General features: G+C 69.0%; 13 protein-coding genes and 2 rRNA genes (1 of these 15 cut by a window edge). 4 read left to right on the forward strand and 11 right to left on the reverse strand.

Annotated features, from left to right (window positions below; translation table 11 throughout):
• Nucleotide 1: 1 nt before the first annotated feature.
• From mreD to OG417_RS41950, 7 genes are all read right to left on the reverse strand, one after another.
• Entirely contained in the window at nucleotides 2-547 is a 546-nt protein-coding gene (gene mreD, locus OG417_RS41920; protein WP_329241280.1) for a rod shape-determining protein MreD, read from the reverse strand.
• A 2-nt stretch (nucleotides 548-549) separates the two neighbouring features.
• Nucleotides 550-1,527 carry a rod shape-determining protein MreC gene (gene mreC / locus OG417_RS41925; protein ID WP_329241282.1) on the reverse strand — a complete coding sequence of 326 codons (978 nt, stop codon included), beginning with the start codon at nucleotides 1,525-1,527 and terminating at the stop codon, nucleotides 550-552.
• Nucleotides 1,528-1,539: 12 nt separating this feature from the next.
• Complete coding sequence (locus OG417_RS41930) at nucleotides 1,540-2,571, reverse strand: rod shape-determining protein (RefSeq protein WP_425550975.1); 1,032 nt, start codon at nucleotides 2,569-2,571, stop codon at nucleotides 1,540-1,542.
• Between the two features lie 189 nt (nucleotides 2,572-2,760).
• On the reverse strand, nucleotides 2,761-3,171 hold the full coding sequence (gene ndk, locus OG417_RS41935; RefSeq protein ID WP_329241285.1) for a nucleoside-diphosphate kinase: 411 nt from the start codon (nucleotides 3,169-3,171) through the stop codon (nucleotides 2,761-2,763).
• Nucleotides 3,172-3,378: 207 nt separating this feature from the next.
• Nucleotides 3,379-4,848, reverse strand: coding sequence for a hypothetical protein (locus tag OG417_RS41940; RefSeq protein WP_329241288.1), 1,470 nt, complete (start codon nucleotides 4,846-4,848; stop codon nucleotides 3,379-3,381).
• 108 nt (nucleotides 4,849-4,956) lie between these two features.
• Nucleotides 4,957-5,274: a DUF4233 domain-containing protein gene (locus OG417_RS41945; RefSeq protein WP_329241290.1), complete on the reverse strand. Its 318-nt coding sequence runs from the start codon at nucleotides 5,272-5,274 to the stop codon at nucleotides 4,957-4,959.
• A 43-nt stretch (nucleotides 5,275-5,317) separates the two neighbouring features.
• Nucleotides 5,318-6,679, reverse strand: coding sequence for a bifunctional folylpolyglutamate synthase/dihydrofolate synthase (locus OG417_RS41950; protein ID WP_442875787.1), 1,362 nt, complete (start codon nucleotides 6,677-6,679; stop codon nucleotides 5,318-5,320).
• A gap of 58 nt (nucleotides 6,680-6,737) precedes the next feature.
• Between OG417_RS41950 and OG417_RS41955 the strand changes: the two genes are divergently transcribed.
• Nucleotides 6,738-7,979, forward strand: coding sequence for a hypothetical protein (locus OG417_RS41955; RefSeq protein ID WP_329241296.1), 1,242 nt, complete (start codon nucleotides 6,738-6,740; stop codon nucleotides 7,977-7,979).
• A 6-nt stretch (nucleotides 7,980-7,985) separates the two neighbouring features.
• Here OG417_RS41955 and OG417_RS41960 read toward each other — a convergent pair whose 3' ends face one another.
• Nucleotides 7,986-10,061: a SpoIIE family protein phosphatase gene (locus tag OG417_RS41960; protein WP_329241299.1), complete on the reverse strand. Its 2,076-nt coding sequence runs from the start codon at nucleotides 10,059-10,061 to the stop codon at nucleotides 7,986-7,988.
• A 103-nt stretch (nucleotides 10,062-10,164) separates the two neighbouring features.
• Between OG417_RS41960 and OG417_RS41965 the strand changes: the two genes are divergently transcribed.
• Entirely contained in the window at nucleotides 10,165-14,004 is a 3,840-nt protein-coding gene (locus OG417_RS41965) for a HAMP domain-containing protein (protein ID WP_329241302.1), read from the forward strand.
• Nucleotides 14,005-14,018: 14 nt separating this feature from the next.
• Nucleotides 14,019-14,636 (forward strand): response regulator, encoded by a 618-nt coding sequence (locus tag OG417_RS41970; protein WP_329241306.1) that lies wholly within the window; start codon nucleotides 14,019-14,021, stop codon nucleotides 14,634-14,636.
• 130 nt (nucleotides 14,637-14,766) lie between these two features.
• Here OG417_RS41970 and OG417_RS41975 read toward each other — a convergent pair whose 3' ends face one another.
• Nucleotides 14,767-14,943 (reverse strand): GNAT family N-acetyltransferase, encoded by a 177-nt coding sequence (locus OG417_RS41975; protein ID WP_329241308.1) that lies wholly within the window; start codon nucleotides 14,941-14,943, stop codon nucleotides 14,767-14,769.
• A 10-nt stretch (nucleotides 14,944-14,953) separates the two neighbouring features.
• Between OG417_RS41975 and OG417_RS41980 the strand changes: the two genes are divergently transcribed.
• On the forward strand, nucleotides 14,954-15,247 hold the full coding sequence (locus OG417_RS41980; RefSeq protein ID WP_329241310.1) for a hypothetical protein: 294 nt from the start codon (nucleotides 14,954-14,956) through the stop codon (nucleotides 15,245-15,247).
• A 584-nt stretch (nucleotides 15,248-15,831) separates the two neighbouring features.
• Here the strand turns inward: OG417_RS41980 and rrf are convergent.
• Nucleotides 15,832-15,948, reverse strand: a 5S ribosomal RNA gene (gene rrf, locus OG417_RS41985).
• 81 nt (nucleotides 15,949-16,029) lie between these two features.
• Nucleotides 16,030-18,366: ribosomal RNA gene (locus OG417_RS41990) — 23S ribosomal RNA — on the reverse strand; it runs 806 nt beyond the window's last position.

Below are 18,366 nucleotides of genomic sequence, written 5' to 3' on the forward strand. Positions count from 1 at the left end.
CCTACCTCGCCCGGTAGAAGCCGGGCACCGGGTCGAGCCCCGCCGAGTCGCGGGGCCGTTCGGCGCGGTTGGTCAGCCGCAGCACGGCCCAGACCACGAACGGGCTGGCGACGATGTCGTAGAAGACCTGGAGCGGAAGCACGTGCGAGACCACCGGCCAGCGGGCCCGCGGATCGCCGAGCATCGCCCCGACCAGGGCGTACAGCACGGATCCGGCGAGGGCGCCGGCGGCCACCATCACGAACGGCAGCAGCGGCGCGCGGTTCATCTCGACCGCGACCGAGCCGCAGAGGTAGCCGATCAGGCAGAACACCAGCGCGTACCGGCCGATCGTGTGGTCGGCCGGCGGGACGATGTCGGCGGCCAGCCCGGCGCAGAACCCGGCGACGAGCCCGCGCAGCGAGCCGTTGACCAGAGCGAGCGCGACGACGGCCAGCAGCACGAGGTCGGGCACCACCGAGCCGGGCAGCGGCAGCCGGTTGACGACCGTCACCTGCAGGATCAGCGCGGCGACGATGACAATCGAGGCAAGGACGTTACGTGACACGGTCAGCCTCTCGACGTCGGTGACGGAGCCGGCCGGGACTTCGGCGGCGAGGACGAGCCCGCCTGGGCCGGCGGCGGTTGGGACGGCGTGGGGGTGGGCGTCGGGCTCGACGGTGAGGGCGAGGGCGGCAGCACCGAGTCGCGCGGGTCGCGCTTCGGCGCTCCGACCACCACGCCGACGACGTCGAGCGAGGTGAAGTGCACGAACGGGCGTACGACGGCGATGCGGGTCAGCGACCCCGACGTCCGCTCGATCCTGGTGATCGTGCCGATCGGGACACCGGGGACGTACGGTCGGTCGCCTTGCGAGCCGAAGGAGACGATGCGCTGGCCCGGCTCCATGACCACGGTGGAGTCGAGCAGCTGGAACTTCAGCGACGAGCCGGCGCGGCGGCCGGCGCCCTGGACGATGCCGATCTCGTCGGAGTCCTCCAGCCGTCCGCCGACCGAGGACGCCGCGTCGATGGCGAGCATCACCGTGGAGGTGGTCGGCCCGACACGTGTCACCCGGCCGACCAGCCCGTCGCCGGACAGCACGGTCATGTTCGGCTGTACGCCGTTGCGGCTGCCGACGTCGAGCGAGACGGTGTTCTCCAGGCCCTCGCCGGAGGAGATGACCTCCGCCGGGACGATGCGATAGCCGCCCAGCCCGGACGCGCCGAGGAGGCGATCCAGCTGGCCCGCCCGCCGCTTGTCGAGCTGCCCGGAGCGCAGCTGCCGGCGCAGCTGCTGGTTCTCGCGTTCGAGCCGGGTGATCCGCCGGTGCGCGCTCGGCGCCCCGGTGAACGTGTGGAAGGCGCCGGCGATCGGATGGACGACCGCGGTGGCGCCCTGCTCGATGGGGCCGAAAATGGCCTCACCGAAGCCGCGCAGCACCCTCAGCGGCGAGTTGTCCCCACCGCGGTAGTCCACCGTGATCATGGCGAGTGAGACGAGCAACAGCACGCCGAGGACGGCGCGGGTTCGCCGGGTGTCCTTCACCGGCCGGGTGTCCTAACGCCTTGGTTCGGGTACGAGGACCTGCCGCAGTGCCTCGAAGTCCTCGACGCACTTGCCTGAGCCGAGCACGACCGAGTCGAGCGGATTGTCGACCATGTGGATCGGCATGCCGGTCTCTTCGCGCAGGCGCTCATCGATGTTCTTCAGCAGCGCGCCGCCACCGGTCAGCGCGATGCCGCGGTCCATGATGTCGCCGGACAGCTCGGGCGGGCATTTGTCCAGGGTGGTCTTGACCGCGTCGACGATGGTGTTGACCGACTCCTCGATCGCGCGGCGGATCTCCTCGGCGGAGATCACGACGGTCTTCGGCAGCCCGCTGACGAGGTCGCGGCCGCGGATCTCGGCGTGCGGCTCGTCGTCGAACGGGTATGCCGACCCGATCGCCATCTTGATCTCCTCGGAGGTGCGCTCCCCCAGCATGAGGGAGTACTCCTTCTTGGCGTAGGAGATGATCGCCTGGTCGAGTTCGTCGCCGCCGATGCGGATGGACTGGCTCGTCACGATGCCGCCGAGCGAGATGATCGCGACCTCGGTCGTGCCGCCGCCGATGTCGACGACCATGTTGCCGGTCGGCTCGTGCACCGGCAGCCCGGCGCCGATCGCGGCGGCCATCGGCTCCTCGATGATGTAGACGCGCCTGGCCCCGGCCTGGTAGCCCGCCTCCTTCACGGCGCGCTGCTCGACCCCGGTGATGCCGCTGGGCACGGCCACGACGATGCGTGGTTTGGCGAAATGTCGGCGTTTGTGCACCTTTTGGATGAAGTAGCGCAGCATGCGTTCGGTGACGTCGAAGTCGGCGATGACGCCGTCCTTCAGCGGACGCACCGCGACGATGTTGCCCGGCGTACGGCCGATCATCCGCTTGGCTTCGATCCCGACGGCGACGATCTTGCCCGTGTGGGTGTTGATCGCCACGACAGAGGGCTCGTTGAGCACGATGCCGCGACCGCGGACGTAGACCAACGTGTTCGCCGTACCCAGATCGACCGCCATGTCGCGGCCGAGGAACGACAGCTTGTTACCCATGAAGAAAGGCAGCCCTTCGAGATTGGCGGGCGTGCAGGAGCGCATTGTCATGGTAACTCGGAACACGCCAGTTGATGCAGGACCAATCGTCGCGCGTCGTCGCTCCGTAACGCTCCGGTCAGAAGCCGGTCACGCTAAACAAAACGCGCGGACCGGAGTCGCTCCGGACCGCGCGTCTTGGCGCCGTCGTCAGAAAAGGTTCGGGAAGAAGAGCTTGATCTCACGCTCGGCGGAGTAGGTGGAGTCGGAGCCGTGGACGACGTTCTCCTGGATCTCCAGGGCGTGGTCGCCGCGGATCGTGCCGGGCGTCGCGGAGACCGGGTCGGTGGCGCCGGCGAGCCCGCGGAACGCCTCGATCGCGCGCGGCCCCTCCACCACCATCGCGACGAGCGGGCCTCCCGTGATGAACTCGACGAGCGAGGAGAAGAACGGCTTCTCCCGGTGCTCCTCGTAGTGGGTCTCGGCGACGTCGCGCTCGAGCGTGCGCAGCTCCAGCGCGACGAGCTTGAGGCCCTTGCGCTCGATGCGCGAGATCACGTCGCCGACGAGCCCCCGGCGTACGCCGTCGGGCTTGACGAGGACAAGAGTGCGTTCGGACACGGGTGGTTCTCCTCGCGTTCTTGGATGACGATCGTCACGGGGCCGTGAGGGCGGTCGCCGAATGACGGGCTGCGACGCCGCGCTCGGGTCCGTCCCACGAGCCCGCTGCCGGCCTGCGGCGCCACGGACAGGGCTTGTGGAACGGGCCCTGGCGGCGATGACGGCTCGCGGCCGGGCCTCCGCGTGTTGGCTGCGATCCTACCCGTCTCACCCGGTGGGCAGAGCGGCGCCGCTGGAGCCCGGAGCCGCGGCGACGGCGGCGGTCCGGCGAGCCCGGCCGCGCCCGGTCCAGACGGTCGTGACGGCGAGCACCGCCGCGATCACGCAGGCGCTCACCAGCCACATCCGGTACGCGTCGGTCAGCGCCGCCAGCGCCTGGGCGGTGCCCCCTCCCGCCCTCGTCACCGCGCCGACCTTGGCGACCTGGAGGGGCCCGACGACGAGGTGGCCGCCGAGCACGGCGGGAAAGCACAGGGTCAGGCCGAAGAGCGCCGGGCCGGCCCCGGCCGGCCGCAGCGTGGTGCCCAGCGCCAGGCCCGCGCCCGTGCCCAGCGCCCCCAGCGCGCCGGACAGCTCCCACCGGTCGGCCCCGGCGCCCATCGCGAGCAGCGCCATCAGCGCGGCGATGACCAGGCCGTATCCGCACAGCACGGCGCCCCGTCCGGCCGGCCGCCGGGTGGCGGTCGCGGTGAGCACGGCCAGCGCGGCACACCCCGCGCCCACGGCGAACGGCCCGAACGGCGCGCCGCGCCCGCCCAGCAGCCCCGCCAGCGGTCCGGTCACCGGCATCGCCAACAGGCCCACGGCGACCATCACCACGGCGTAGCCGAGCGGGCTGCCGGTGACGGCGCCGCGCGATCCGGCCAGGGCGATGCCGAGCAGCCCGGCGACCGCGCACGCGGCCAGGATGAGCTGGGCCCCCGGCGACCAGGTGTAGGTGGTCACGACGGCGAGGAAGGCGAACCCGGCGGCGGGCGCGACCGGCAGCAGCAACAGCACGCGCTCCCCGCGCGTGGGCGCCGGCACGCCCGCTCCGGCGGACGGGCGCAGGCGCAGCACGCCCAGCAGGCCCGCGCCCACGAGCGCGGCCGCCCCGAGCCACCAGTACGGGTGCAGGATCACTCGCCACTCCGGCGCGTGGACGCCGTACGGTCCGGGCGTGACGGCCAGCACGGCGGGCGTGGCGAGCAGCAGGGAGCCGGTGAGGGCCGCGGCCCACACACCGGTGGCCAGGCGGCGTTCAGGGCGCTCACAGGCGAGCAGGAGGGCCGCCGGCAGGACGGCACCCGCCCCGACCCCCTCGACGGCCCGTACGAGGCCGGTGAGGGGCACGGAGGTGGCGTACGCGGCCGACGCCTGGGCGCCGAGCATGAGGACCAGGCCGCCGAACAGCACGCCCCACGGAGTCCGCCTGCGGGCCAGCACGGCGGCGATCGGCGTGGTCAGCAGCAGCGCCGGCATCGCGAGGCCGGCCGCCCGTACGAAGCCGGCCGCGTCGCCGCCCGACAGGCCGAGGTCGCGGGCGGCCTGCGGCACGACGTACGACGCGGTGTTCGGCAGCACGAGAACCGCGGCGGGAATCGCGGTGACGAGAACGAGGAGGAGAATGACGAGGCCGGCCGGATCCCGCCGTTGCGCGTCGCGACTTTCGGGGTGAATTTCGGGAAGATCTGGCATCGGGCGGCCTCCCGGAGTCATCCCCGCTTCCACCAAATCCGGTAAATGTCCGGCTTTGTTGGAATTTATATTTTGTTCGACGGGGAACGCTGAAGAGTCAACCCGACATTAGCGCGCCGGCGCGCCCTCCACCCGCCATCCGAGCCAAATCGCCGTCGCCCACAGAGCGGCGAAAATGATCCCGAGAACGAACATCGTCGTCACCACGAAACCGGTCGCTATCACCAGAATCTGCAACACGCTCCCGGCGACGTACGCCCACCGGAACCGCAGCAGACCCGCGACGACCAGCCCGGCCACGGCCAGGACGCCGCCCACGACACCCGCCGTCGTGCCGTCCGCGTGCGACACGGAGATCGCCACCGGAATCGACAGAGCGGTCACCACCGCCTGAAGGGCGAGGACGACGGCACACAGTCTTCTCACGCTCGACCCGCCTTTGCGGCGCGGAACTCCCGGCCCGCGCCGATCATTGTGACGCCTTCATCAGCAGGCGGGCATCGCCCGCCGTCGCCACCGAACCCGTGATCAACACCCCGGCCCCGGCGAACTCCCCCGACTCGTCCGCGAGCCCGATCGCCTGGTCGATCGCGTCGTCCAGCCGGGGCACGAGATGGACTCGATCTTCGCCGAAGACATCGCGTGCCACCACGGCCAGTTCGTGCGCGGACATCGAACGCGGGGAGGAGTTACGCGTGACGATCAACTCGTCGATGATCGGCTCGAGCTCCTCCAGCACCCCCAGGACGTCCTTGTCGGCCATGACGGCGAGAATCCCGATCAGCCGGGTGAACCCGAACTCCTCGGTGATCGCCGCGACGGTGGCCGCCATGCCGGCCGGGTTGTGCGTCGCGTCGACCAGGACGGTCGGGCCCGTCCGCACGACCTCCAGCCGCCCGGGTGTGGGCGTGCCGACGAACGCCGCGCGTACGAGCTCGGCGTCCAGCTGGTCGTCACCACCCGGCTCGCCGGTGGCCCGGCCGCGCGCGAACGCCTCGACCGCGGCCAGCGCGCAGGCGGCGTTGCTCGCCTGGTAGTCGCCGAACAGCGGCAGGAACACCTCGTCGTAGGCGCCGAGCAGGCCCTGGAGGCGGACCCGCTGCCCGCCCACCGCCAGCTCCCGCTGCAGGACACCGAACTCGATGCCCTCGCGCGCGACGGTCGCGCCGACCTCGGTGGCACGGCGCAGGAGCACCTCGGCGGCCTCGACGGGCTGCTGCGCGAGGACCGCGATCGATTCGGCCTTGATGATCCCGGCCTTCTCGCCCGCGATCGCCTCGATGGTGTCCCCGAGGTACTCGGTGTGGTCCAGCCCGATCGGCGTGACGACGGCCACGGCCCCGTCGGCGACGTTGGTGGCGTCCCAGGCGCCCCCCATTCCGACCTCGACCACGGCCACGTCGACCGGAGCGTCGGCGAACGCGGCGAACGCCATCGCGGTCAGCATCTCGAAGAACGAGACCTTCACGTCGTGCTTGGCGTCGACCATCTCGGCGTACGGCAGGACGTCGTCGTACAGCTCGGCGAAGCGCTCCGCGCCGACCGGCTCACCGTCGATGCTGATCCGCTCGCGCATGGTGTGCAGCTCGGGGCTGGTGTACATGCCGACCCGCAGACCGCGCTCACGGAGCAGCGCGTCGATCATCCGCGCGGTGCTCGACTTGCCGTTGGTCCCCGTGACATGGATCACCGGGTACGCCCGCTGCGGCGAGCCGAGGATGTCGACCAGGTCCCGGATCCGGTCCAGCGACGGGTCGAGGTCCCACTCGACCCCGCGCGCCCTGATACCGGCGACGGCGTCCTCATAACTGCTCCCTGTCACGCTCAGCAGCCTACTCACCCGATGGCTGTGGATAACTTGACGTGTACTGCCGCGCCGGGAGGGGGCGATGATGACGGACGAGGGCGACACCGCCTTCTTCTACGACGAATGGGGACGGCGTCGTCCCGGGGACCGGCGTGACCTGAGGCGGGCGGCGCTACTGGCCGACACACTCGGCCTTCCGGGCCTTCCCGCCCTCACCGTGGTCGGGTCCAAGGGCAAGGGCACCGCCGCCACGTACGCCTCGGCCTGGCTCGTGGCCGCCGGGTGCCGCGTGGTGACCGTCACCAGCCCCGGACTGCGTCGTGACAGCGACCGGATCCGCCTCGACGGGACCGCGATCTCCGAGCGCGACCTCGCCGGGCTCGGCCGCAGGCTCAGGGACGCCGCCCGGTCGCTGCCGCCGCACGGGGCCGGGTACCTCTCGCCGAGCGGGCTGTTCACCCTCGCCGGGCTGCTGTACGCACGCGACGCCGGGGCCGACGTCGTCGTGCTGGAGGCCGGGATGGGCGGCGCCTCGGACGAGGTGAGCCTGGTGCCGCCGACGGTCGTGGCGATCACCCAGGTGTTCGGTGAGCACCTCGGCGTGCTCGGCGACACGCCCGCGGAGATCGCGGCGGACAAGGCCGGTGTCGTCTCGGAGCTCACGCGGGCGGTCGTTTCGCTGCCGCAGACGCCGGACGTCGCGGCGGCGATCGAGGCGACGGTCGCCGGCCGTACCGGCCGCCCGGTCGAACTCCCGGGGCTCCCCGGCTCCTCTGAGGTCTCCGAGCTCTCTGCGCTCTCAGGCCTTTCCGCGCTCTCCGGACCCCACCGGCCCAACGCACTCCTGGGTTGCGCCGCCGCGCGGCGGCTGCTTCAGGTGACGGGCCGGCCCGCCGCGGACGCCGCGCGTACGGCCGAGGTTCTGGCCTCCGTACGGCTCCCCGGGCGCGTCTCGTGGCACACGATCCCCGGGGCCACCCTCCTCGTCGACTCCGCCGTCGAGGGGAACGGCGCCGCCGCCGCGCTCGCGGAGGCGTACCGCCGCTGGGACCGGATCGACCGCGTTCTGGTCTGCCTGCCCGACCACAAGGACCTGGAGGGCGTGCTGGCCGCGCTCGACGGCCTGCCGGTGACCACGGTGCGGATGCCCGACCGGGAGAGCCTGCGGTTCACGCGGACGCGCGACGGGCTCGACATCGCCGATCTCACGCCCGGGCGGCTGGCCTCGTTCGGGGAACGGATCGTCGTCCTCGGCACCGTCTACTTCACCGGCCGGGTGCTCGACCTCGTCGGCGCCGACACCACGCGCCTGTTCGCCGGCTGAGGCGCCTCACTCCTCGATACGCAGGACGATCATCGCCATGTCGTCGTGCGAGGGCTCGCTGGAGAAACCGCGCACGGCGCGGCTGACCTTGGCGGCGACCGCCCCGGCGCCCAGCCCCGCACAGCCCGCGAGGATGCGTTCGAGCCCTTGGTCGTCGCCCAGCAGCCGGTCGCCGTTGCGCCGCTCGGTCACGCCGTCGGTGAACCCGAGCAGGAGGTGCCCCGGCTCGAGGGTGACCGTCCGGACGGAGAACTCCGCCTCGGGGAACGCCCCGAGCATCAGGTCGGACTCGTCCTCGCCGTCGACCGTGCCGGCCGGGCTGAGGAACAGCGGCGGCGGATGGCCCGCCGTCGCGTACGTCACGCGGGCGCTGCCGTCCTCCTGCGGCTCGACCTCCCCGTGCAGCAGCGTCAGGAACCGCGCGCGCGATCCCTCGTCCAGGATGAGGGCGTTGAGGCGCTGCAGGACCTCGGGGATGGAGTAGTCCTCCCGGCCGAGGATGCGCAGCGTCTGGCGGGCCAGGCCGGTCACCGACGCCGCCTCCGGCCCGGTGCCGCACACGTCGCCGATGGCGAAGCGCCACCGCGAGCCCACGCTGAACACGTCGTAGAAGTCGCCGCCGACCTCACTGCTCTCACCGGCCGGTTCGTACACCACGGACACGTCCAGACCCGGGATGACCGGGATCTCCGGCGGCAGGAGGCTGCGCTGGAGCGTACGGCTCATGTCCGCCTGCTCCTCGTACAGCCGTGCGTTGTCGATCGCGAGCGCCGCGCGCCCGGCGAGGTCCTCGGTCAGCTCCAGCATGTCGCGGTTGAACCGGGCGCCCTTCGGGCCGCCGACGACCAGCATGCCGATGCTGCGCCCGCGCGCCAGCAGCGGGAAAACGTGAGCGACGTCACCGGTGACCCGGTGCGCGGTGGGCGGCATGCCCTCGCTGGGCGCGGCCCCGAAGCCCTCCCACGGCCCGGGTTCGGCGGGCGGCGGCGCCGGCGGGAGCAGCTCGAGCAGCTCGCGCAGGTCGGCCACCATCGTCTCGTCGGCGTGCCAGGCGTACGCCGGGAGCGCCGTCGCGTTGTCCCGTACGGTGAACAGCGCGCACCAGGTCGCCAGGCGGGGCACGATCAGCTGCGACACCAGCGCCATGGTCATCTGCTGGTCGAGGGTGCCGGCGAGCAGGCTGCTCGCCTCGGCGAGGAAGCCGAGCCAGCCGCGCCGGGCCCGCTCCAGCTCCATCAGACGGGCGCGTTCGAGCGACGGCGCCTGCCGGTCGGCGACCTGCTGGAGGCGCTCGACGTCGGACTCGTTGAAGTGGGCCGCGTCGCGCGAGGCGGCGATGATCAGCCCGATGCCCCGGCCGTCGACCACGAACGGCGCGGTGACGAGCGAGCGGATCCCCGCGGCCTGCAGCGCGGGCAGGTTGTACGGGCTGCCGCCCAGGTCCGCGTAGACGCCCCGTCCGCCGACGGTGGCGCCCTCCAGCCCCATCTCCAGCGCCGTGCCCTCGGGCCGTACGCCGGAGGTCGCCTTGAGCACGAGGTCGGCGTCGTCCTCGGTCAGCAGGACGTACACGCAGTCGGCTCCGAGGGCGTCCTGCGCGCTCTGTGCGGTGCGGTGGGCCAGCTCGTCGACGGTCGGCCGGCTGGGCCGCGGCGCGGTCACCATCTCCTCGTACGAGGGCGGCGGAGGCGGTGGCTTCTCCCCCGAGACCCCGGGGATGGTGAACCAGACCTGCTTGTCGCCCTGGCCGTACGTGACGCCCCAGGAGAGCGCGAGCGTCTCGGGGAACAGCAGCCCGCGCCCGCTCACCTGGTCGCCGGGGACGGGGATGCGCCGCGCCTGGTGGCGATCGTGGACTTCGACCCTCACCTGGCCGCCGAGCGCCTCGCAGACGACCTCGACCTCGGTCCCCGCGTGGACGATTGCGTTCGTAACCAGTTCGCTGGTGAGTAGCATGGCGTCGTCCACCTCGTCGACGCCCCAGTTACGAAGCGTGTCCCCGACAAAACGCCGTGCAGCCGCTACTGACGCGACCTCCGGCGGGAAGGTCGCGTACCTCTTTGGGTTCTTCTCCACAGTCACTTGGATTCGTCTCGGGGATGCACGACGCTGCCATCGTGGCAGATTCCCCGGGTGGGCTGTACATATCCCCGACCACGTCGCATGGAAGGCGAGGTGCAAGTTAATGCCTCGAAGCACGTCCCATGCACCGGTGAGCGTCCAGTATGACGAGGCTGACCTGCGGCCCGTCCTCGACGCGCTCAGCGCCCTGCGCGACGGAGATTTCGAGACCAGACTCGATACCTCCGGTGATGACGTCCTGGCCGAGATCGCCTCCGTCTTCAATGATGTCCAGGCGCGTGCGGGCCATCTGACCGGGGAACTCGTCCGCGTGCAACGTGAGGTTCGTCACGAAGGCCGGATCGACGAGCGGCTCGGCGCCAACGGCGAGGGCGCCTGGGCGACCGGCAACGCCGCCGCCAACGCGCTGATCGACACGCTGGTGCAGTCCGCGACCGCGATGGCCCGGGTGGCCGACGCGGTCGCCGACGGTGATCTGAGCCAGCGCATCGAGCTCGACACCGGCACCCGGCCCTGGCGCGGCGAGCTGCTGCGGATGGGCTCGGGCGTCAACCGCATGGTCGAGCACCTCGACGAGTTCGCCGCGGAGGTCACCCAGCTGGCCCGCGAGGTCGGCGCGGAGGGACGCCTGGGCGGCCAGGCCAAGCCACGGGAGATGTCGGGCCGCTGGCGCGACGTCACGGGCGCGGTCAACGCCATGGCGAGCCGGCTGACCGGCCAGGTGCGCGACATCGCGCTGGTGACCACCGCGGTGGCCAAGGGCGATCTGACCCGCAAGGTCACGGTCGAGGCGACCGGCGAGCTGCTGGAGCTGAAGGAGACCGTGAACACCATGGTCGACCAGCTCTCGTCGTTCGCCGACGAGGTGACGCGTGTGGCCCGTGAGGTCGGCACCGAAGGACGCCTCGGCGGCCAGGCACAGGTCAGCGGCGTCAGCGGCGTCTGGAAGGACCTCACCGACAACGTCAACTCCATGGCCGGCAACCTCACCGGCCAGGTGCGCAACATCGCGCAGGTCGCCACGTCCGTCGCCAACGGCGACCTGTCCAAGAAGATCACCGTCGACGCCCAGGGCGAGATCCTCCAGCTCAAGGACACCCTCAACACGATGGTGGACCAGCTGTCGGGCTTCGCCAACGAGGTCACCCGCGTCGCCCGCGAGGTCGGCACCGAAGGACGCCTCGGCGGCCAGGCACAGGTCAGCGGCGTCAGCGGCGTCTGGAAAGACCTCACCGACAACGTCAACTCCATGGCCGGCAACCTCACCGGCCAGGTCCGCAGCATCGCCCAGGTGGCGACCGCGGTGGCCGGCGGCGACCTGTCCAAGAAGATCACCGTCGACGCCCAGGGCGAGATCCTCCAGCTCAAGGACACCCTCAACACGATGGTCGACCGGCTGTCGGCGTTCGCCGACGAGGTCACCCGCGTCGCCCGCGAGGTGGGCACCGAGGGCAACCTGGGCGGCCGCGCGAAGGTCGGCGGCGTCAGCGGCGTCTGGAAGGACCTCACCGACAACGTCAACTCCATGGCGGACAACCTGACCTCCCAGGTCCGCAACATCGCCCAGGTGACCACCGCGGTCGCGAACGGCGACCTGACCAAGAAGATCGACGTCGACGCCCAGGGCGAGATCCTGGAGCTCAAGACCACGATCAACACGATGGTCGACCAGCTGTCCGCGTTCGCCGGCGAGGTCACGCGTGTGGCCCGCGAGGTGGGCAGCGAGGGCCGGCTGGGCGGCCAGGCGGAGGTCGAGGGCGTCTCGGGCACGTGGAAGCGGCTCACCGAGAGCGTGAACGAACTGGCCGGCAACCTGACCCGGCAGGTGCGCGCGATCGCGTCGGTGGCCAGCTCGGTCGCCCGCGGCGACCTGAGCAAGTCGGTCGCGGTCGAGGCGCGCGGCGAGGTCGCCGAGCTGGGCGACAACGTCAACCTGATGGTGGCCAACCTCCGCGAGACCACCCGCGCCAACCAGCAGCAGGACTGGCTGAAGACCAACCTCGCCCGCATCGCCGGCCTCATGCAGGGCCACCGCGACCTCATGGAGGTCGCCCGGCTGATCATGAGCGAGGTCACCCCGCTCGCCTCCGCGCAGTACGGCGCCTTCTACCTCGCCGAGGAGAAGGACGGCGACCGTGAGCTGGTGCTCAAGACCGGCTACGGCGTGGGCAGGGACCAGATCGACAAGGTCCGCTTCGCCTTCGGCGACCGCCTCGTCGGCCAGGCCGCCGTCGAGCACAAGCCGATCCTGGTCGACGACCTCCCGCCGGGCTACATCACGATCGGTACGGGCCTGGGCCAGGCGTCCCCGGCGAACGTCATCGTGCTGCCGATCCTGTTCGAGAACCGCGTGCTCGGCGCGATCGAGCTCGCGTCGTTCAGCCCGTTCAGCGAGGTCCACCTGGCGTTCTTCGACCAGTTCGTGGAGACCATCGGCGTGACGATCAACACGATCACCGCCAACTCCCGTACGGAGGCGCTGCTCGCCGAGTCCCAGCGCCTGACCGTCGAGCTCCAGGACCGCTCCAGCGAGCTGCAGCGCCAGCAGGCGGAGCTGCGGCGCTCCAACGCCGAGCTGGAGGAGAAGGCGGCGCTGCTGGCCAAGCAGAACCGCGCGATCGAGATGCAGAACTTCCAGATCGAGCAGGCACGCCGCACGCTGGAGGAGCGCGCCGAGCAGCTCGCGCAGTCGTCGCGCTACAAGTCCGAGTTCCTCACCAACATGTCCCACGAGCTGCGCACGCCGCTCAACAGCCTGCTCGTGCTCGCCAAGCTCCTGGCCGGCAACCCGGACAAGAACCTCACGGCCAAGCAGGTCGAGCTGATCAAGACGATCCACGAATCGGGCAGCGACCTGCTGCGCCTCATCAACGACATGCTCGACCTGTCCAAGGTCGAGGCGGGCAAGATGGAGCTGCACCCGCAGCGCATCTCCCTGTCGGAGCTGGTCGACTACGTCGACGCCACGTTCCGGCCGATGGCCGCCGACAAGGGGCTCGCCTTCGACGTGTACGCCGAGCCGGGCCTGCCGCACGAGCTGTACACCGACGAGCAGCGGCTCCAGCAGGTGCTGCGCAACCTGCTGTCCAACGCGGTCAAGTTCACCTCCTCCGGCGAGGTGCGCCTGACCGTACGGCGCCCGGTGGACGTGACCTTCGCCGACCCGTCGCTCGCCGAGAACCCGGACGTGATCGGCCTAGCGGTCACCGACACGGGCATCGGCATCGACGAGCACAACCTCAAGTCGATCTTTGAGGCGTTCCAGCAGGCGGACGGCACCACGAGCCGGCGCTACGGCGGCACCGGGCTGGGCCTGTCGATCAGCCGCGACATCGCCGCGCTGCTCGGCGGCGAGATCCACGTGTCCAGCCGCCCGGGCGACGGCAGCACCTTCACGCTGTACCTGCCGGTCCGCTATGCCGGGCCGGTCGACACGGCGCTCGCCGCACCCAGCGAGAGTCGGCCCGCCCCGCAGCCGCCGCCCCCCGCCCCGCAGGCGACGCTCGAGCTGCCCGAGGCGGAGGAGCAGTACGCCGAGAACCCCATCGACGACGAGGTGCTGTCGGGCCGCAAGATCCTGATCGTCGACGACGACGTGCGCAACATCTTCGCGCTGACCTGCGTGCTGGAGCAGTACGGGATCGAGGTGCTGTACGCCGAGAACGGCCGCGAGGGGATCGACACGCTGGACCGCAACGAGGACATCGACCTCGTCCTGATGGACGTCATGATGCCCGAGCTCGACGGCTACGCGACCACCGAGGCCATCCGCCGGATGCCGCAGTTCGCCGATCTGCCGATCATCGCCCTCACCGCGAAGGCGATGAAGGGTGACCGGGAGAAGAGCATCGAGTCCGGCGCATCCGACTATGTGCCCAAGCCTGTCGACGCGGACCACCTTCTTGACATCATGAGGGCGTGGCTCAGTCGGCCGCGCACGTGATGGAGGCTTGAACCGTGGCCGAGAAGGCGAACATCCTGTTGGTCGATGACCGCGACGAGAACCTCGTCGCGCTCGAGGCGATCCTCAGCTCACTCGACCAGAACATGATCCGTGCCCGGTCGGGCGACGAAGCCCTGCGGGCCCTGCTGACGAACGAGTTCGCGGTGATCCTGCTGGACATCGTGATGCCGGGCATGGACGGCTTCGAGATCGCCCGCGCGATCAAGCGCCGCCGAAAGACGCGCGAGGTGCCGATCATCTTCCTGACCGCGATGGACTCGGGTCCGGACTACGCGTTCCGCGGTTACGCCGCCGGCGCCGTGGACTACATCTCCAAGCCGTTCGACCCGTGGGTGCTGCGGACCAAGGTGTCGATCTTCGTGGAGCTGCACCGGAAGAACCAGCAGCTGCGTGAGCAGTCGGAGCTGCTGCGCACGCAGTTCGCGGCCGCGCCGTCGGGCGAGTTCGCCGCCGAGCTCAGCGAGCGCCTGACGGCCGTGGAGCAGCAGCTGGGCGTGCTGTCCGAGTGGACGTCGAAGGACGAAGAGGCGGCCAAGGCGATGGGCGTCCTGGAGCAGCGTGTCGGCGAACTCAGAACCGCCATCGACACGCTACGCCCACCGTCCGACTGACCGTTCCACCGCAAGCCGGCCACCGGCGATCACCGAGGTTTCCGGCCAGACCGGTCCCGGTCTCAGGTAGGTGCTCGGGCCACAGTGCGCGGCTTCCCGGCCACCACGGAGGCCGGGAAGCCGCCCGTGATCACCGCAACGAGATGTGCAGGATCTCCGAGACCCGCCGGTACCCGGCGCGGTGATAGATCCGCTCGGCGTCGTCGTTCTCCAGCATGAGGAACAAGGTGGTGATCTCTGCGTTCGCGCAGGCGCGCGTCAGCGTGGCGGTGAGCGCGGAGGCGATCCCGCGACGCCGGTAGGCCACGCGCACACCGATGGCGGGCGAGTTCGCTCACGCCCCCGTGCGGCGGACCGACCTGGCCGCCGGCCACCCCTTGGCCGGTGGTCGTGTCGAAGGCCAGCGCGACCAGGCCGCCGCGGTCCAGCACACTCCGCAGCCGCGCGACGTCGTGCTCGGTGACCTGTGGCTGCTCGTACGCCTCGCCCTGGGCGCGGGCGACCTCCCGGAGCTGGGCGTCGGTCTCGGCGAGGATGACCTCGACCGGCCCGGTGACCCGCGGCACCAGCGCGCTTGCAGGTCAGGATCGGCAGCCGCCGTTCGGCGGTGAACCCGGAGGCGACCAGCGCCTCCTCGACGCGTGGAGCGGCGGCCGGAAGATACTCCAGGGTGGCGTCCGTGAGTGCCGGATGAAGATCTCCGCGAGCCGCCGTACCTGGTCTCTAGTCGGCTCGGCCCCATCATCGGGGATGGCGTAGTTGAAGAAGAGTCCGGCGTCGTGAGGATCGATGCGGACGGTGAACGGCCTGGCGCGAACGGCCCGGTCGCCGGCTGCGGCGCGCAGGTACGCGTGCACGTCGGATTCGAAGGATGCGAACACGAGAGGGTCCTTCTTGACTGGAGCGAAGAAAGAGTTCCGTGACACTTGTCAGAACGGACCCTCCAACAGCCAACGCCGGACATGCGTCCAGCGGGGAACAGCGCAGCGACCCGTCAGCGGGTCGCAGGCACAGGCATCGCCCTTTCATGTTCGATCACCGGCGGAACAGACGATAGACGGTCCGCTCAGCCCAGAGCAATCGTTTTTACCGCCGGCCGGCACCGACGAAAATGCGCCGGAAAAGCAGAAAGAGGAGAGGGACCCGCCGCGTTGACCGCGGGGTCACCTCTCCTCTTTCCTTTATCTATGTTGATGTCCGGCGGTGTCCTACTCTCCCACACCGTCCCCGGTGCAGTACCATCGGCGCTGGAGGGCTTAACTTCCGGGTTCGGAATGGGACCGGGTGTTTCCCCACCGCTATGACCACCGAAACGCTTAACAGAACAAAACCAGCGGAAAATGGTTCCCGGTCGTGTCCCGGGAACCGCACAGTGAACGCGAACAAAATAAGTGTGTTCAAGCCACTCGGCCTATTAGTACCGGTCAACTCCACACCTTACGATGCTTCCATCTCCGGCCTATCAACCCAGTCGTCTAGCTGGGGGCCTTACAACCATGAAAGGTTGGGAGACCTCATCTCGAGGAAGGCTTCCCGCTTAGATGCTTTCAGCGGTTATCCCGACCGAACGTAGCCAACCAGCCATGCACCTGGCGGTACAACTGGCACACCAGAGGTTCGTCCGTCCCGGTCCTCTCGTACTAGGGACAGACCCTCACAAGTCTCCTACGCGCACAGCGGATAGGGACCGAACTGTCTCGCGACGTTCTAAACCCAGCTCGCGTGCCGCTTTAATGGGCGAACAGCCCAACCCTTGGGACCTACTCCAGCCCCAGGATGCGACGAGCCGACATCGAGGTGCCAAACCTTGCCGTCGATATGGACTCTTGGGCAAGATCAGCCTGTTATCCCCGGGGTACCTTTTAGCCGTTGAGCGACACCCCATCCACACGGTGGTGCCGGATCACTAGGCCCTGCTTTCGCACCTGCTCGACATGTCTGTCTCACAGTCAAGCCCCCTTGTGCCCTTGCACTCAACACCTGATTGCCAACCAGGCTGAGGGAACCTTTGGGCGCCTCCGTTACTCTTTAGGAGGCAACCGCCCCAGTTAAACTACCCACCAGGCACTGTCCCCCACCCGGATCCACGGGTGCGGGTTAGACGCTCAAAACGACCAGAGTGGTATTTCACCAACGACTCCACGATAACTGGCGTCACCGCTTCACAGTCTCCCACCTATCCTACACAAGACGCTCCAAACGCCAATGCCAAGCTATAGTGAAGGTCCCGGGGTCTTTCCGTCCTGCTGCGCGTAACGAGCATCTTTACTCGTACTGCAATTTCACCGGGCCTGTGGTTGAGACAGTGGGGAAGTCGTTACGCCATTCGTGCAGGTCGGAACTTACCCGACAAGGAATTTCGCTACCTTAGGATGGTTATAGTTACCACCGCCGTTTACCGGCGCTTAGATTCTCAGCTTCACCCCCGAAAGGGCTAACCAGTCCTCTTAACGTTCCGGCACCGGGCAGGCGTCAGTCCGTATACAGCGTCTTACGACTTCGCACGGACCTGTGTTTTTAGTAAACAGTCGCTTCCCCCTGGTATCTGCGACCCCCACCAGCTCCACAGAGCCAGTCCGGTCACCAGCAGGGGCCCCCCTTCTCCCAAAGTTACGGGGGCAATTTGCCGAGTTCCTTAACCACAGTTCACCCGAACGCCTCGGTATTCTCTACCTGACCACCTGAGTCGGTTTAGGGTACGGGCCGCCGACACACATCGCTAGAGGCTTTTCTCGACAGCATGGGATCACTCACTTCACCTAAATCGGCTCGGCATCACATCTCACCCACATGCACCACGGATTTACCTATGGTACGGGCTACATGCTTACCCCAGGACAACCACCGCCTGGGCTGAGCTACCCTCCTGCGTCACCCCATCACTTGCCTACTACCACATCAGGTCCCACACTCGCCCCGACAAGATCCCCGAAGGAACCAAGCAGAGTCCGCACGGTTAGTATCCGCGGGTTCAGCATGGGCGCGTGTCAGCGGGTACGGGAATATCAACCCGTTGTCCATCGACTACGCCTCTCGGCCTCGCCTTAGGTCCCGACTTACCCTGGGCGGATTAGCCTGCCCCAGGAACCCTTGGTCATCCGGCGGAGGGGTTTCTCACCCCTCATTCGCTACTCATGCCTGCATTCTCACTCGTGTGGCCTCCACGACTGGCTCACGCCGCCGCTTCACCGCCCACACGACGCTCCCCTACCCACCCCAACCCCTGAACCAGCACCACAAGGGCACTGACTAGGGACATGTTGGGATGCCACGGCTTCGGCGATGTGCTTGAGCCCCGCTACATTGTCGGCGCGGAATCACTTGACCAGTGAGCTATTACGCACTCTTTCAAGGATGGCTGCTTCTAAGCCAACCTCCTGGTTGTCACGGCAACTCCACATCCTTTACCACTTAGCACACGCTTAGGGGCCTTAGCCGATGATCTGGGCTGTTTCCCTCTCGACTACGAACCTTATCGCCCGCAGTCTCACTGCCACGCTCTCACTTACCGGCATTCGGAGTTTGGCTGACTTCAGTAAGCTTGTCGGCCCCCTAGGCCATCCAGTAGCTCTACCTCCGGCAAGAAACACGTGACGCTGCACCTAAATGCATTTCGGGGAGAACCAGCTATCACGGAGTTTGATTGGCCTTTCACCCCTACCCACAGGTCATCCCCCAGGTTTTCAACCCTGGTGGGTTCGGTCCTCCACACGGTCTTACCCGCGCTTCA

Origin of the sequence: Actinoallomurus sp. NBC_01490 (genome assembly GCF_036227085.1) — a bacterium.
Classification (GTDB): Bacteria; Actinomycetota; Actinomycetes; order Streptosporangiales; family Streptosporangiaceae; genus Actinoallomurus; species Actinoallomurus oryzae.

Excerpts from the sequence above, each read along its gene's own strand:
- OG417_RS41930 (WP_425550975.1), bottom strand. The coding sequence starts at position 2,571 with ATGGGTAACAAGCTGTCGTTCCTCGGCCGCGACATGGCGGTCGATCTG.
- OG417_RS41940 (WP_329241288.1), bottom strand. The coding sequence starts at position 4,848 with ATGCCAGATCTTCCCGAAATTCACCCCGAAAGTCGCGACGCGCAACGG.
- OG417_RS41955 (WP_329241296.1), top strand. The coding sequence starts at position 6,738 with ATGATGACGGACGAGGGCGACACCGCCTTCTTCTACGACGAATGGGGA.
- OG417_RS41965 (WP_329241302.1), top strand. The coding sequence starts at position 10,165 with ATGCCTCGAAGCACGTCCCATGCACCGGTGAGCGTCCAGTATGACGAG.
- OG417_RS41980 (WP_329241310.1), top strand. The coding sequence starts at position 14,954 with ATGGCGGGCGAGTTCGCTCACGCCCCCGTGCGGCGGACCGACCTGGCC.